General features: G+C 57.3%; 10 protein-coding genes. 5 read left to right on the top strand and 5 right to left on the bottom strand.

What is annotated here, in order from left to right; all coding sequences use genetic code 11:
• The first annotated feature begins 23 nt into the window (after positions 1-23).
• Positions 24-698 (top strand): class I SAM-dependent methyltransferase, encoded by a 675-nt coding sequence (locus tag A3850_RS12690; protein ID WP_068217040.1) that lies wholly within the window; start codon positions 24-26, stop codon positions 696-698.
• Positions 695-1396, top strand: coding sequence for a VanW family protein (locus A3850_RS12685; RefSeq protein ID WP_068217038.1), 702 nt, complete (start codon positions 695-697; stop codon positions 1394-1396). The genes A3850_RS12690 and A3850_RS12685 overlap by 4 nt, the downstream gene beginning before the upstream one ends.
• Positions 1397-1411: 15 nt before the next feature.
• Here the strand turns inward: A3850_RS12685 and A3850_RS20325 are convergent, their stop codons facing one another.
• From A3850_RS20325 to A3850_RS12660, 5 genes are all read right to left on the bottom strand, one after another.
• The gene (locus tag A3850_RS20325) at positions 1412-2971 is read right to left on the bottom strand and encodes a glycerophosphodiester phosphodiesterase family protein (RefSeq protein ID WP_068217036.1); all 1560 of its coding nucleotides are present in this window, start codon (positions 2969-2971) and stop codon (positions 1412-1414) included.
• A gap of 119 nt (positions 2972-3090) precedes the next feature.
• Positions 3091-4704, bottom strand: coding sequence for a RagB/SusD family nutrient uptake outer membrane protein (locus A3850_RS12675; RefSeq protein WP_068217034.1), 1614 nt, complete (start codon positions 4702-4704; stop codon positions 3091-3093).
• A gap of 21 nt (positions 4705-4725) precedes the next feature.
• Positions 4726-7806: a TonB-dependent receptor gene (locus A3850_RS12670; RefSeq protein ID WP_082921788.1), complete on the bottom strand. Its 3081-nt coding sequence runs from the start codon at positions 7804-7806 to the stop codon at positions 4726-4728.
• A 429-nt stretch (positions 7807-8235) separates the two neighbouring features.
• Complete coding sequence (locus tag A3850_RS12665; RefSeq protein WP_068217031.1) at positions 8236-9729, bottom strand: sulfatase; 1494 nt, start codon at positions 9727-9729, stop codon at positions 8236-8238.
• A gap of 98 nt (positions 9730-9827) precedes the next feature.
• Positions 9828-10436 carry a hypothetical protein gene (locus A3850_RS12660; protein WP_068217029.1) on the bottom strand — a complete coding sequence of 203 codons (609 nt, stop codon included), beginning with the start codon at positions 10434-10436 and terminating at the stop codon, positions 9828-9830.
• Between the two features lie 71 nt (positions 10437-10507).
• Between A3850_RS12660 and A3850_RS12655 the strand changes: the two genes are divergently transcribed.
• The 3 genes from A3850_RS12655 to A3850_RS12645 all read left to right on the top strand — a co-directional run bounded on the left by A3850_RS12655 (position 10508) and on the right by A3850_RS12645 (position 14219).
• Entirely contained in the window at positions 10508-11863 is a 1356-nt protein-coding gene (locus tag A3850_RS12655; RefSeq protein WP_068217027.1) for a DUF1080 domain-containing protein, read from the top strand.
• Positions 11864-11892: 29 nt separating this feature from the next.
• On the top strand, positions 11893-13212 hold the full coding sequence (locus A3850_RS12650; RefSeq protein WP_068217025.1) for a Gfo/Idh/MocA family oxidoreductase: 1320 nt from the start codon (positions 11893-11895) through the stop codon (positions 13210-13212).
• A 77-nt stretch (positions 13213-13289) separates the two neighbouring features.
• On the top strand, positions 13290-14219 hold the full coding sequence (locus tag A3850_RS12645; RefSeq protein WP_068217023.1) for an alpha/beta hydrolase: 930 nt from the start codon (positions 13290-13292) through the stop codon (positions 14217-14219).
• Positions 14220-14241: the final 22 nt, after the last annotated feature.

Raw genomic sequence — 14241 nt, 5'->3', positions numbered from 1 at the left:
TTTGGAATCACAAAACACTACCCATGGTTCCATCCGTACAAAGCTATTACGATCAACTTGCACCCACTTACGACCACAATCGGTTCGGCAATTCTTACGGCCGCTACCTGCACTGGCAGGAAGAAAATATCCTTAAACGCTACCTCAGCCCGCCGGAACACGACCAGGTCCTGGACCTCGCCTGTGGCACCGGCCGCTTCATGCATCACTGCAGCGTGGGCCTCGACCTAAGCCCGGAAATGATTGCCGTAGCCCGGCGGAAGTTTCCGGAAAAAGACTTTACCGTTGCTAATGCACTCCGTACACCCTTCACGGAAGACAGCTTCGACGCCATCATTTCTTTCCACTTGTTGATGCACCTTCAGCCGGAAGACCTACGGGCATTCTGCGCTGAAGGCTACCGCCTGTTACGCCACGGTGGTCGCCTTATTTTCGATTTGCCCTCCGCTGAGCGCCGGACGCTGCTTCGTCGCCGGCAAAACCATTGGCACGGAGCCAATGCGTTTACGCACGCAGACGTGACCGAGGTACTTGGGGACCGCTGGCGTATCCTTACCACTCGGGGGATTGCCGTCTTTCCCGTCCACCGCATTCCACGGCGCCTGCGCCCAACGCTGCGTTCGCTGGATAGCTGGTTGGGGAAGACACCGCTTGCCCGCGCTGCCTCCTACCGGGTTTATGTAATTGAAAAGATATGATGTTCCGAGCCATCACTCCTCGGTTTCTGAAGATAGCCTGGCAACTCGCCAGGAGAAAGGTTCGGCACCGTGGCTGGCGATTTGCGCAGTTTCGTCCTGACGGCGTTGCGTTCCCCATCCAAATTAGCCTCTGCCAGCCGATCCGGCCGAGCAGTCACCTCAGTAACAAGGTGCACAATCTTCGGCTAGCGAGTACACTGGTGGAGGCAATTGTCATCCATCCGGGTGAAGCTTTTTCCTTTTGGCACTGCGTTGGCCCACCTACAAAACGGCGGGGCTATTTGCCCGGACGGAACCTTATTGCGGGCCGGCTACGGGAGGACTACGGCGGCGGGCTCTGCCAATTATCCGGCATCCTTTATCACCTGGCGCTTTTAGCCGGGCTGGAAATCGTTGAACGCCATCACCATTCGGTCGACAGTTACCGGGAGGCCGAGCGTTTCACGCCGCTGGGGTCCGACGCCACGGTGGTTTACGGATACCGCGATTTGATATTTCGCAATAGGCTTTCCGCGCCCATTCACTTTTTAATTACTGTGGCCGATACCGACCTTACCGCTTCATTGTGTTGCCTCACAGACCTAACTGCGAAGACCATCTACTTCCGGCGCGTGAACTCAGATACCAGCAGTATAGAAGTAATCTCCGAAGCGGGGGACGGTACCGTTTTGGCCCATTCCGTTTACCAAAGAAACTAGCCTTACCGGGTGGCTCTACTCCCCCAGCACCGCCTCCACCCGGTCCGGATAATTCGTGATGTAGCCATCAATCCCCAGCTCCGCCAGGCGGCTGATGGTACCGTAAGCATTGGTCGTCCAGGCAAAGATCTTCAGGCCCGCCGCGCGGATCTCAGCGACTGATTTTTCGTTGAGGCTACCGTGGTAGGCATTGATGGAATATGCCTGCACTTCCCGCGCAACGTCCAGCGCGGCGACTGGCGAGCCGTGGGGCAGGATGCCGATTTCAATTTGGTCATCCAGCCCACGCATGATCTTGAGCTCGTCGTGGCGGAAGCTGGAAATGTGAAAGTCCTCAATCTTCCAGCCTTTGTCGGCGATAAACCGCTGGATGATCTCGTAGGTCGGTTTTGCCGTCCCGGGGCCCTTCAGCTCCACGTTCAGTCGCAGCTGCTTGCCCATCACCCGCATGGCATCGCTCAACAACGGAATGCGCGATCCATCCTTCAAACTCAACTGGTTAAGCTGCTCCAGCGTGTAGTTAACTATTTTGCCCTTTACCCCGGTCAGTCGTTTTAAACCGCCATCGTGGAAGCATACGACGTTACCGTCTTTCAGGGTAAACACGTCCAATTCAATCATATCGGCCCGCATATCCACGGCCCGGCGGAAGGCATCGAGGGAATTTTCCAGGGCGTATCCACTGGCTCCTCGGTGCGCAATAATTAGCGGGCGCGGCCGCAGGTGCAAAGTAGAGACCAGGGCAAAATGATCGGAAGGATAGCGCCCCTCTACCGCGTCCGTCAGGGTAGCGAAGTTGGCTACTTCGATGGAGGGATCCACCAGGATGTAGTCAATCCGACGCGTAGCCGGTTGGTCGTGCTTGAAGCCGGTGAACGTTCCCGCGGGGCCAAGGCGAATGGGGGCCGCCTCGAAGGCGTCCGTCAGCCGTGCGGTGAGCCGACCGATGGGCTCGGTCTCCGGCGTCAGGTTGAGGTCGCCCATCACGACGTAGGGCAATTCATTTTTGTTGAGGGAATCAATCATGCTGAGGATGAGGTCGGCGCTTTCGTTGCGGGCCCGCTCTCCCCGGTGATCGAAGTGGGTATTGAAGACGAAGAAATCTCCCCCACCCCGGCGGTCCGAAAACTGGCCCCAGGTTACGATGCGGGGCAGGGCGGCGTCCCAACCCGTGGAGACTTTTTCCGGCGTTTCGGAGAGCCAGAATGTCCCCGATTCCACCGGAGCCAGCCGGTGGCGGTTATAGTAGATGGCGGAGTACTCTCCCCGGTGACCACCTTCCCGGCCTTCGCCGATCCGTGCGTAATCGGTGAGCCGGCCATCGAGCCAATCGATCTGCCCGGGGGTGCCTTCCTGAGTGCCGATGACGTCCGGCGCGTGGAATTCGATCTGGTTGGCGAGGAATTCCTTCCGCTTTGGCCAGGCATTATCCCCGTCACTGGCGACATCCAAACGGATGTTGTAGGTCATCACGCGTAGGGCTTGGTCCCCGGATCCTTCACACGGCACCTGCGCCAGCGCCCCCGTGGTGAAAAGCAGGAATAATAGCAGAATGTGAAATTGGCGGTAAGGCATCGAAGATGATTTTTCGAGGATAGAAAGTTGGGTAAAACTTACGGCGCCACCCCCACCCACTGGGCGGACGTGGCACCGTTGTAATAGCTGGCCGGCGAAAAGTGACCAGAGGCGAGACGTTAGTACCCGTCGTTCTGTGGATAACTAGCGCCCAGGAGATCCAGGTCCTGCTGGGCAATCGGGAAGTTGATGTAGTGGGATTGCCAGTTGGTCCGGGGGTCTTTCGCGCCGAGGTTGGCGGGGAAGAACTCGCCGTCGCCCGCAAAGCTGGTGATCTGCCGGTCAATGACGTCCTGACCCATGCGCTTGAGCGTGAACCAGCGTTGACCTTCGAAGGCCAACTCCCGCGCGCGCTCGTCCAGGATCATCTGTTCGTCCAGGTCCTCGACGGGAGCTGCCCCGGCGCGTTCACGGATGGCGTTGAGGTAGGGAAGACCATCTCCACCGCTGCGCATGAGGGCCTCGGCCGCGATCAGGTAAGTCTCTGCGAGACGATAAACCATGATGTTGCTGCGGTTGAGGTAGCTGTCCGGATTGTCGTCGTCCTGCGCGAACTTGATGCAGGAGGGGTGCATCCGCTGGTAGTAGCGTTGATAGGTCGGGCTGGGGTTATCCAAATCGGTGATCGGGGCGTAGTCGTCAACCTGCTGCCCTACCCGATCGCCGGAGGTGTAGAAGTAACGGAGGCGAAAGTAGGTATCATCATTCCGGGTATCGGAAGAATCCTGCTCCAGCAAGCCCTGGAGGTAGAGATTCGGCAGAACACGGGAGAAGCCGCGGCCACCCTGAGCGATGTTGGACTCAATATTCGGGATTTGAAAGTACTGGGTGACGTAGTTCGCATTCATCATCGTGTTATCGCCGCCACCGAGCAGGTCGTCCTGCGATTGGATGACGAAAAGCGCCTCGGGGTGGTTACGGTCACCAGCGAAAACGGCGGCTGTAGTACCAACGAGGGCGTGGGGGCTATCCTCCCCTTCGATGACGTCACGAGCCTGGGTAGCGGCTTCCTGCCAGTCACCTTCCCACATCGCGACCTTGGCCTTGACGTGCTTCGCCGTTCCCTTAGTAACGCGGCCGAAGACGTCGTTCCATTCGAGGTGCTCAATGGCAAAGTCGAGGTCGCTGTTGATGAGCCCAAGAATTTCCTCGTCGGAGCTCCGGTCGTTGATGACGTCAAAAGCATTATCCGGCGTAATCGTTTCCGTGGATACGTAGATGTTGTTGAACATCCGGTACAGGTAGAAGTAGGAATTGGCCCGGAAAAATCGTGCTTCGGCCAGGATCTGGTTGCGTGTATCTTCGTCCACCCCATCAATCGTTTCGGCGGCGTTGATGAGCTCGGTCGCCTTGTTGGTGATGTTGTAGAAGTGGCGCCAGAACAAGGTGGAAACAAAATTCGCTCCCTGGTCCACCGGGGACACCCCCCGCTGGTAACGGCCCATCAGACCGGTATATCCCGTCCGGCTAAAGGCCAGATCGCTGCGGGAGGACATGAGCGTGGCGCCCATAAAGTCCTCAATCCGCCGGTCGTAACGGTCGCGGTTGAACTTGTAGAGACTGACGACGCCCGACTTCAGGCCTTCCTCAGTGGTATAGATGTAGTCAGAATCGATGAGCGTGCTGGGCTGCTCTTCGAGGTAATCCTCACACGACGATGCGCCGAGAACCAAAAATACCAGGGTAAGTAACCAGAGGCCCTTAGCCGGAGAAATGATATTAATCGCTTTCATGTTTGTAGTGGTTAGGGTTGATTAAAATTTGGTGCGCAAGCCAACGGTGAAGGCCCGTGAATCCGGGTAACCAGTATCGGCGTTGGAGAAGGTGCTGCGGATATTCACCTCCGGGCTGTACCCGATGTAATCCGTATTGGTGAATAGGTTCGTACCAGTAACGTATAGGCGCAGTTGCTGCATCCGCAGTTTCTCCGTCACCAAGTTGGGGAAGGTGTAGCCAAGGCTGACCGTCCGCAGACGCACGTAGGAGGCATCCTTCACGGCCAGGGAATTCAAGTAAAGCGGCGTCGCGTCAAAGTTGGGGCGCGGGAACTCCGTTGAGGGATCCTCCGGCGTGTAGTAATCCACCCGTACGCCGTTGAGCTTGCCGGAGAGGGTACCACCGTTGTTGAAGTCGGAGAGAAATGGGTTGACCTTCGTCGCGCTGCTAACGGCGTAAAAATCCACGAAAAGATCGAAGCCCTTGAAGGCGAGATTGGTAGAGAGCGAGCCGAACCAGTCCGGATTCGGATCGATGAACACCCGGTCCTCCGGCGTGATCTTCCCGTCCGGCACGCCGGTTTCGTTACCGTTTTCGTCCACACCGTTGGTATCCTTGATCCGAATGTCACCGGGGCGGAGGTTCTCCTGCGTGAGGATGGATTCTGGATTAGCCTGGGGTGCGCCATCAAAGTCATCACCCTCCTGCCAGATACCATCGAACTGGTACTGGTAGATCACCCCGACGGGCTGGCCTACGAAGTAGTTGAAGTTATCGTCGCGGGTAATGGCGTTGCCTTCCCCATCGTCGTAGAGCTCCAGGATTTCGTTTTTGTTATTGGACCAGTTGGTGGATACCGACCAGGTGAAGTCATCCGTATTGATCAGGTTAGCCGTCAGGCCTAGTTCAATACCGGTGTTCTGCAGTTCCCCGGCGTTAAAGAAGGTGAACTGGTAACCAGTCGTGGAGGGAACGCCACGCCGCAGCAGTAGGTCGGTCGTCCGCGCATCGTAGTAGTTGATCGTACCCTGCAGCAGGCGCTTGTAAATGGAGAAGTCAAGCCCCACATTGAAGGTCGTGATTCGTTCAAACTGAAGGTCCGGGTTCGGCAGGATGACCGAAGGGGAATAACCCGAAGCCGACTGCCCGTCGAAGATGTAGTTCTGCCCGTCGGCGGTAAACAGGGAGGTGTAAGCCCGGCCGAGGTCATTGACCAGCGAGCCGTAGCTGACACGGAACTTCATTTCCTGCACGGCGTCCACGTTTTCGAGGAAGGGCTCGTTGTGCATCTTCCAGGCGAAAGATGCAGCGGGGTTGAAACTCCACTTATTGTCGGCGGAGTTGACCGAAGCGCCGTCCGCACGGCCGGTCACCGTGAAGAGGTACTTGTTCAGCAGACCATAGCGGGCCCGCCCCATAAAGGATGCGAGGCGCTGACGGTTCTGGTCCCGTTCCGTAAAGACGTTACCGATGGCGTTCGTGATGCCGTTGAAGCCGAGGTCCTCATTGGTGAAACCCTGCCCTTCGGTGAAGTTCCGCGTGAACTGGTTTTCCTGGGCGGACTGCACCAACGTCACGTTGAAGTTATGGGCGTCGGAGAGGTACTTGTCGTAAGTCAGGATATTCTCCACGAGGTAGGACTCACTCAGGCGGCTATCGATTCGGGCGATGCCACCAACGTCGTCGCCGGCAGAACTAAGGGAGGACTGGTACTGGCCACCCTCTTCGGTACGGCGGGTGAAGTTGGTTTTCAATTGGTAGGTCAGGTCATCGGTAATGCGCCAAACCGGCGTCACGTTGATGACGAAGTCGTTGCCCTTCCGGGTATTTTCCTGTTCCCGCAGGTTCCAGAGTGGGTTGACGGCGGAAAGCTCTTCCCCGCTGGGGAAGCGGGTGATGGCACCGTTCTCATCCCGCGCGGTACCGAGTGGGGAGATGGTGATCACGTTGACGTTGGCCGCCCGGTCCGTCCGGTCGTTCAGCAGGTTCAGGTCGAAATTGACGGAGAATTTTTTGCTGATCTCCTGGTCCAGGTTCAAGCGCAGCGTATTCCGGTTGTAGCTGGAAGTGGGGATGATGCCATCCTCCTTGAAGTAGTTGAAGCTGGCGAATACCTTGGTCTTCTCCGTACCACCGCTAATGCTGACGGCCTGGCTGTTGACCATGCCGTTGCTAAGCAATTCGTCCTCCCAGTCCACGAAGCGGTTGTTGTTAATGTTGTCGAGTTCCACTTCGGAAAACACGTCGAGGTCATCGGCGAAGGTATCGTCATCACGCGTCGACCGTACGGCTTCCCGGCGCAACTGGGCGAATTCCTGGCCACTGTAAACGTCAAAATTGCGCTCGATGGATTTGGTCGTCAGGAAACCGTGGTAGCTAACGGAAACCCCGCCGGCCTCACCCCGCTTGGTGGTGATCAGGACTACCCCGTTGGCGCCCCGCGATCCGTAGATGGCCTGGGCGGATGCGTCCTTCAGGAACTCAATCGACTCAATGTCGTCCGGATCAATGTCCTCAATTCCACCGTCGCGGATAATGCCGTCAACGACGTAGATCGCGCTCACGCTACCTTCGATGGAGCCGCGGCCCCGGAAGATAATGTCCGACGTACCACCGGGTCGGAGGCTGCCGCCGCCAACATCAACCTGCAAGCCAGCGATGCGGCCGCGGAGCATTTCGTTGACGTCCGAGGTGGGCGTCAGCCGCGCCTTTTCCATGTCGGTAGTAGCCACGGCGTTGACGAGGTCACTCTTCTTCTGGGTACCATAGCCAACTACGGTGATGAGATCGAGCGAGTTTTCGTCCGCCGCCAAGCGAATTGTCATTGTGCTGGTGGAAGCAGTCACTTCCTGGGTGGCGAAACCAAGGTAGGAAACCCGCAGGGTAGCGTTGGGCTGGGTCACTGACAGGGAAAACTTCCCGTCAAAATCGGTCACCGTTCCGGTGGTGGTCCCTTTTTCCATGACGGTAGCGCCAATCAGTGGTTGGCCGTCGGCGAGACCATAAATGGTACCACTCACTACGGTTTGTGCGGTCAGTGGAGCAATACAAAAGGCCAGACAGGCCACTAGTATTGCGGGCAACGACCGGAGTCGTCGCCAGGGCAGGCAATATCTCATAAAAAGGTGGTTTTATATAACTGGTAAGGGTGCTGGGCTGGTTAAGATGGGTCTTCCAAAAATAGGCCAGAAGACTTCGCTTAGTCAGCAAAACTATTTGCTAATAAATGCTAATTCCACGTTCAATGTAAGGAATAATTAATCAAATCACCGAATTAATTTCTTTCGGCACAAATAAAATCATCTCGTATTGGTAGGTTTAAAACAAAGATTACACTACCCCTCCGGTGTTTAATTTTAATAAAGAATCCCTTAATGCAGAAATAATATTGGTCTTCGAACAAACATGCGCAGAAAGTGATACCGAACATCAACCTAGCGTCCAAGGTGATAGTGGCAATCAGGTAAGGGCGCTGCCGCAGGTGCTATGCAAGGACGGGCAAACACGAGGTGACTTATTGTGAAGGTTGACCTGACTGCTTAAATCAATCAGTACCGCTGAAGATTAGCTGCACACCACTCCTCGTACGCCAGTTTAAGTTCCGCCATCTTCTCCGGTTGAAGATCGGCCAAGTCCTGACGTTCACCCGGGTCCGCGGCAACGTTGAAGAGCTTTAGTTCGAGGTTATCCGCGATGGGAGCGATGTACTGGGCGGAGGGGCGACTCTTCCAGTGGTTCTCTTTGGCATTCGTCAGTTTGTAGTCGCCCTTGCGCACCGCCCAGGTCTTCTGCCATTTCCACACCAGCAGGCGGTTGGGGTCGGGCACATTCAGTGAGCGGCCGTCCAGTGTGGGGTCATCCAGGGAGAGATTAGTGGCTTCGGCGATGGTAGGCAGGACGTCCAATGCGGAAACCACCCGGCCCTCCGTCTTACCCGCCGCAACGTGGCCCGGCCAACTTACGGCCATGGGGACGCGGATGCCTCCTTCCCACAAGGAGTACTTCCCCCCGGTAAGCGGCGTATTATCCGCACCCGTCAGCGGGGAGCCACCGTTATCGGATACGAAGATGATCATCGTTTCCTCCGCAATACCCGTGCTGTCCAAGACATCCAGGAGGCGGCCAATGTTATCGTCCAGGCAGTGCAAATTGGCGAGGTAGTATTGCCGCAGCGGGCCTTCAGTTATCGCTCCCAAGCGGGAATACTTGTCGTAATAGGCGGAATAGGAACCCGCCGGGTGTTTCCCGTAGCTCACCTCTCCATCAGGGTCGTAGTTGGGGATCTCCGGTACGTCGTATTTCTCCAAGTAGGCGGGCGGCACCTCGTGGATGAGGTGGTGAACAGCGTTATAGGCCAGGGTAAGGAAAAAGGGTTGTTCCCCCCGATCCTCCGCCGTCACGTAGTCAATTGCCTCGTCCGTCAGGATGTTGGTGAGGTAGCCTTCGTCGTAACCCTTCTCCCCCTCATTGTGGAGGAGGGGCCCGAGGACGGCACTCGTTCCGGATGGGTCCGGCGTCCGATCCCGCACCTCCTCGCTGTGGAGCCAGAAATCGTGGGCGTGGGCGTTGAAACCCAGGAACTCATCGTAGCCGTGGCGCAGCGGATATTCTCGCTTATCAAATTTCGCGTGGAAGTTGCGGCCGAGGTCGTTCTTGCCAATGCGAGCGGTGGCGTACCCGGCGTCCCGTAAATACTCAGCGATGGTCCGGACGCTATCCGGCAGGCCAGGTCCCCAACTCGCCGGGCCGTCCCAACGGAATTGGTTCTTCCCCGTCAACATCCCTACGCGGGAAGGGCTGCAGACGGGTGCCGTGACGTAGGCCTGGGTGTAAACAGTCCCGGTTTCAGCCAGCCGGGCCATGCTTTTGGTGTAGGCCGTGCCAGAGTAATTTTCAAAGGGCGAGAAGTCCGCGTACCCTTGGTCGTCGACGACGATGAGGAGGACGTTCGGCGGTCGGTCAGTCGGTGAGTTATCGGCGGATGGCTCGGCGTCGCAGGCGAGCAGGGCCGCAAACGCAAGCAGGGAAAACAGTCGTAACATCAGGTGGTGGTTGGGTCGCGATTCCCACGTGGGGAGCGCATTTGGTCAGAAACGTTGAACACAAGATAAGCTCGCCAAGTAAACCCGCAGTTAAATTGTTAGCGCGCCTCCAACCGCTCCACGAGATTGGCGACCGTTTTGGCGGGGCCACCAGTCATGATTTCCTTGCGTAGCCAATTGGGGAGCCCGGCGCCGGCGGCCGTCCGGCAAGTACAGATGATGCTCACCCTTCCGTCCGCGGTGGGGCTGACTTTCCACTCCGCCTCGTAGGTAGCTAACCGGTCGCGACCCTTTACGGGAGGGACGGCCTCCGGCTCGCTGCTGATCACCCGCGTCAGGGTTCCGGTCTCCGCATCAATGGATTGGTTGATGCGGGCCACCACTTCTTTGTCCGAAAAGGGGAAGGGCATATCGATGAGGGAGTAGTACACGTAGTTGTCGTCCGACCCACCATCAACGCGGTAGGCCTCGCCGCAGCGGTGGACCCATTCTGGGTAGGTGCCGACCTCGTCAATGACGGCCTGCACGTCGGCTACGGAGCGGGAGGTACTGGTTTCTACCCTTACGGACATATCCTCATTCGCTTCGGGGCGGACGTAGACTTTGACGCCATCCTCATCGTGTTCGAGGGTCCAATTTTGTGCTTGCCCCTTCCCCGGCACCTGCGACAGCGCAAAAATCAGGAGTACCGGAAGGAGGAATTGCATGGGCGCGATGGTGAGCGATTGGAACGTTCCAATATGCCGCTTTTTTACCTACTTTACGGCAAATTCTTCTGATGAGACGCCTTTTATACTGTCTGACCGGACTTTTGCTGGTCCTCCCTACCCTGCTGACCGCGCAGATGCGCCCCCTGATCAATGGCAATAATTTAAGTGGTTGGGAAAGCTACGGCGGTGAAGCCCCCTTCAAAGTAGTGGACGGCGAGATTTTGGGTACGGCCATCGTCAATACGCCCAATACCTTTCTCTGTACCCAACAGAAGTACGGCGACTTCATCGTCGAGATGGAGTTCAAAAACGAGGCACCTCTCAACAGCGGCGTGATGGCCCGCGGGCAGTGGCGGCAGGACGGAGACATCCGGCGCATCTACGGTTACCAGGTTGAGATCGACCCCAGCCAGCGCGCTTATACGGGTGGCGTCTACGATGAGCAGCGCCGCGGTTGGATCTACCCCGTCCACTACAACCCGCCGGCGCGGGCGGCTTTTAAGCACGGGGAGTGGAATAGGCTCCGCATCGAATTTATCGGAAATCACCTGACGACTTTCGTAAACGGCCACGCCGTGGCTAACCTGGTGGATAATATGGACGCGTCCGGAATGATCTGTCTCCAGGTCCACAGCATCCAGGAAGAACTCGCCGGCAAGCAGATGCGCTGGCGCAACATCATGATCAACGATCGGCCAAGTAAGGCGGACAGACTTTACAGTAGCGCACCCCAGTACAATTTGGTGCCCAACAGCCTGACGGACTGGGAAATGCAACACGGCTGGAGCCTGCTTTGGGACGGCAAAACCACCGACGGCTGGCGTGGCGCGAAACTGGATGCCTTCCCCCGGGCCGGCTGGAAAATGCAAGACGGCGTGCTCAGCGTCCTGGCTTCCGACGGCGGTGAAAGCACCAACGGCGGCGACATCGTGACCAAGCGCCACTACGGCGATTTTGAGCTGCAGTTTGAATTTAAACCCACTAAGGGTGCCAACTCCGGCGTGAAGTACTACGTAGATCCCAGCCTAAATAAAGGTGCTGGCAGCGCGATCGGCTTAGAATTCCAAATCCTGGACGACAAGGTCCATCCCGACGCAAAGAAGGGCGTCGCTGGAAACCGCACCGTCGGTTCGCTTTACGATCTGATCACGGCCGAGGTGCTCGATACGCCCCGCAACAAAGAAATGAAGGTCGGCGAGTGGAACCGCGGCCGCATCATCTCTAAGGACGGGCACGTTGAGCACTGGCTGAATGGCTACAAGGTCGTCGAGTTCGACCGCTTCTCTCAGACCTTCAAGGCCCTCGTCGCCTACTCTAAGTATAAGGACTGGGAAAATTTTGGCCGCTGGCCCTCCGGCCCGATCCTGTTGCAGGACCACGGCGACCTCGTCAGCTTCCGTTCCATCAAGATCAAGGAGCTTTAACCTTACCTAATTACCTAAAAAAGTAGATCGTGTCCAGTAGAAGAAAATTTATCAAATCAGCCGCTGTCGCGGGTGCGGGCTTAGGGATCGGAATGCCGGCCATTTCCTACGGCAACATCCTGGGCGCCAACCGTCGGATCAACGTTGCCGTTTTCGGAACAAACGGGCGGGGAGCGTCCCTCACTGGCACCTTTGCGGGAGCCGCTGACTGTAACGTGATCGGCATCGGCGACGTCGATACCCGCGCCATCGCCAAGGGCCAAATGGCGGCCATGAAAGAAGGAGGGAAATTGCCGAAGGGTGACCAGGACTTCCGCCGCTTCCTCGACGATAAATCGGTAGACGCCGTCGTAATCGCAACCCCGGACCACTGGCACGCCCCCATGGCCATCATGGCCCTGCAGGCCGGCAAGCACGTCTACGTAGAAAAGCCCTGCAGCCACAACCCGGCCGAGGGGGATATGCTCGTCGCCGCCCAGAAGAAATACGGCCACTACGTACAAATGGGCAACCAAACCCGCAGTTCAGTAACGCTGAATAAAATCGTCGCCGAAATCCACGACGGGCTCATTGGTAAGGCCTACGCCGGGAAGGCTTGGTACGCCAATAAGCGTGATGGCATCGGCGAAGGCAAGCCCGCCCCGGTACCGGATTGGCTGGACTGGGACCTCTGGCAGGGCCCCGCCCCCCGCGAGGACTATACGGACAACATCGTCCACTACAACTGGCACTGGCTCTGGCGCTACGGCACCGGGGAGATCCTCAACAATGGCACCCACGAGATCGACATGTGCCGCTGGGCCTTGGGCGTGGACTATCCCACCAAAATCACCAGTTCCGGCGGCCGCTACCACTACGATGACGATTGGGAAGCTTACGATACCCAGATCGTTGGGATGGAATATGGGGACGACAAAACCATTAACTGGGAAGGCCGCAGCTGCAACGGCATGGGCTTCTGGAACCGCGGACGTGGCTCCCTCATCCACGGAACCAAGGGCAGTGTGCTCATGGACCGCCAGGGATATATCGTTTACGACATGTGGGGCAAGGAGATCCGCAAGGAGGAAGAAGGCGGTAAGAGCGTAAACCTCGGTACCTCCGGTGGTGGCTCCCTCGACGCGCGGCACATCGACAACTTCATCCAAACGCTCAACGGCAGCGCTAAGCTCAATAGCCCGATCGAAGACGCCAATGTCAGCGTAACCACCTGCCATCTCGGTAACATCGCCCAACGGGTGGGCGCCGCGTTGGACATCGACCCTGCTACCGGCAAACCCAGCAAAAATGAGGACGCCATGGCACTCTGGAGCCGGGAATACGCCGCTGGGTGGGCACCAAAGGTTTAACAGGATAAACGCTGGTAGGCGAGCCGCTCCCCTACCTTAATCTTCCATTTCCGTGGAAGCGAAACACAACAAAAACCGTGAAGAAATTTCTGCTGATTGCCGCCGCCGTTCTAATGATCCTCTACGCGGGGGTGACCTACTATTTCAGCACACTGATCCTCAATACGCCGGACCGGGACATCGCTACCGTCTACCAGATGAATATGGACCGGTGGAATCTGGACCTGGACAGCCTCGTCCAAACCCTCCCCGGTAAAGAAGAAGTGAATTTTACGAGTGATTACGATGGGTCTAACCTGGAGGGCTGGCTCTTCACGCCCGGTACGGTGAAGTGTGGCATCATCTTCGCCCACGGCTACAGCGTCAACCGCGCCAATATGCTGAAGTATACGCCGATCTTCCGCGACTGTGGCTGCGCGATGCTGCTCTACGATCACCGTGGCCACGGCAGTTCAGACGAAGCCTACGGTAGCGGTGGCGATCACGAGGCGGACGACCTCATCACGGCCACCAATTTTCTGGAAGAGAAGACCGGGCTACGGACCGACCAAATTGGCTGGTACGGCGAAAGCTGGGGCGGCTCCACCGTCATCATCGCCGCCGAGCGCGCCGAGAACAAACCCGCCTGGCTCGTGGCCGAAAGTCCCTTCTCCGATTGGTACACCGCCGTGATGGAGCGTGGCCTCAAGGATTACGGCGAAGGCCTAAAAATTCTTACCCCAGGAGCATTTGCCTGGGCTAGTGCACGCAACGATATGGATTTCTACGAAGTCAGCCCCGTTAAGGCGGCGGCTAAACTTGAGGTACCGTTGTTACTCTTCCATTCCGATTCGGACACCCTGACCGGCCCGGCCCAGTCCAAACTGATAGCCGACGCTACGCCAGAAGAACTAGTGACCTACCACGCGCTGAACTGGGGCGCCTGGCACGCCCACAACGTCATCTGGCGGCCCGATGAGTACAAGGAAAAGGTGCTGGATTTTGTGGGTGATTTTTGCGAGGAATAACTACTTCGCGTAGCTCCGGTAA

It is taken from the genome of Lewinella sp. 4G2 (genome assembly GCF_001625015.1).
Taxonomy (GTDB): domain Bacteria; phylum Bacteroidota; class Bacteroidia; order Chitinophagales; family Saprospiraceae; genus Neolewinella.
This window is presented reverse-complemented; position numbering and strand designations above follow the sequence as displayed.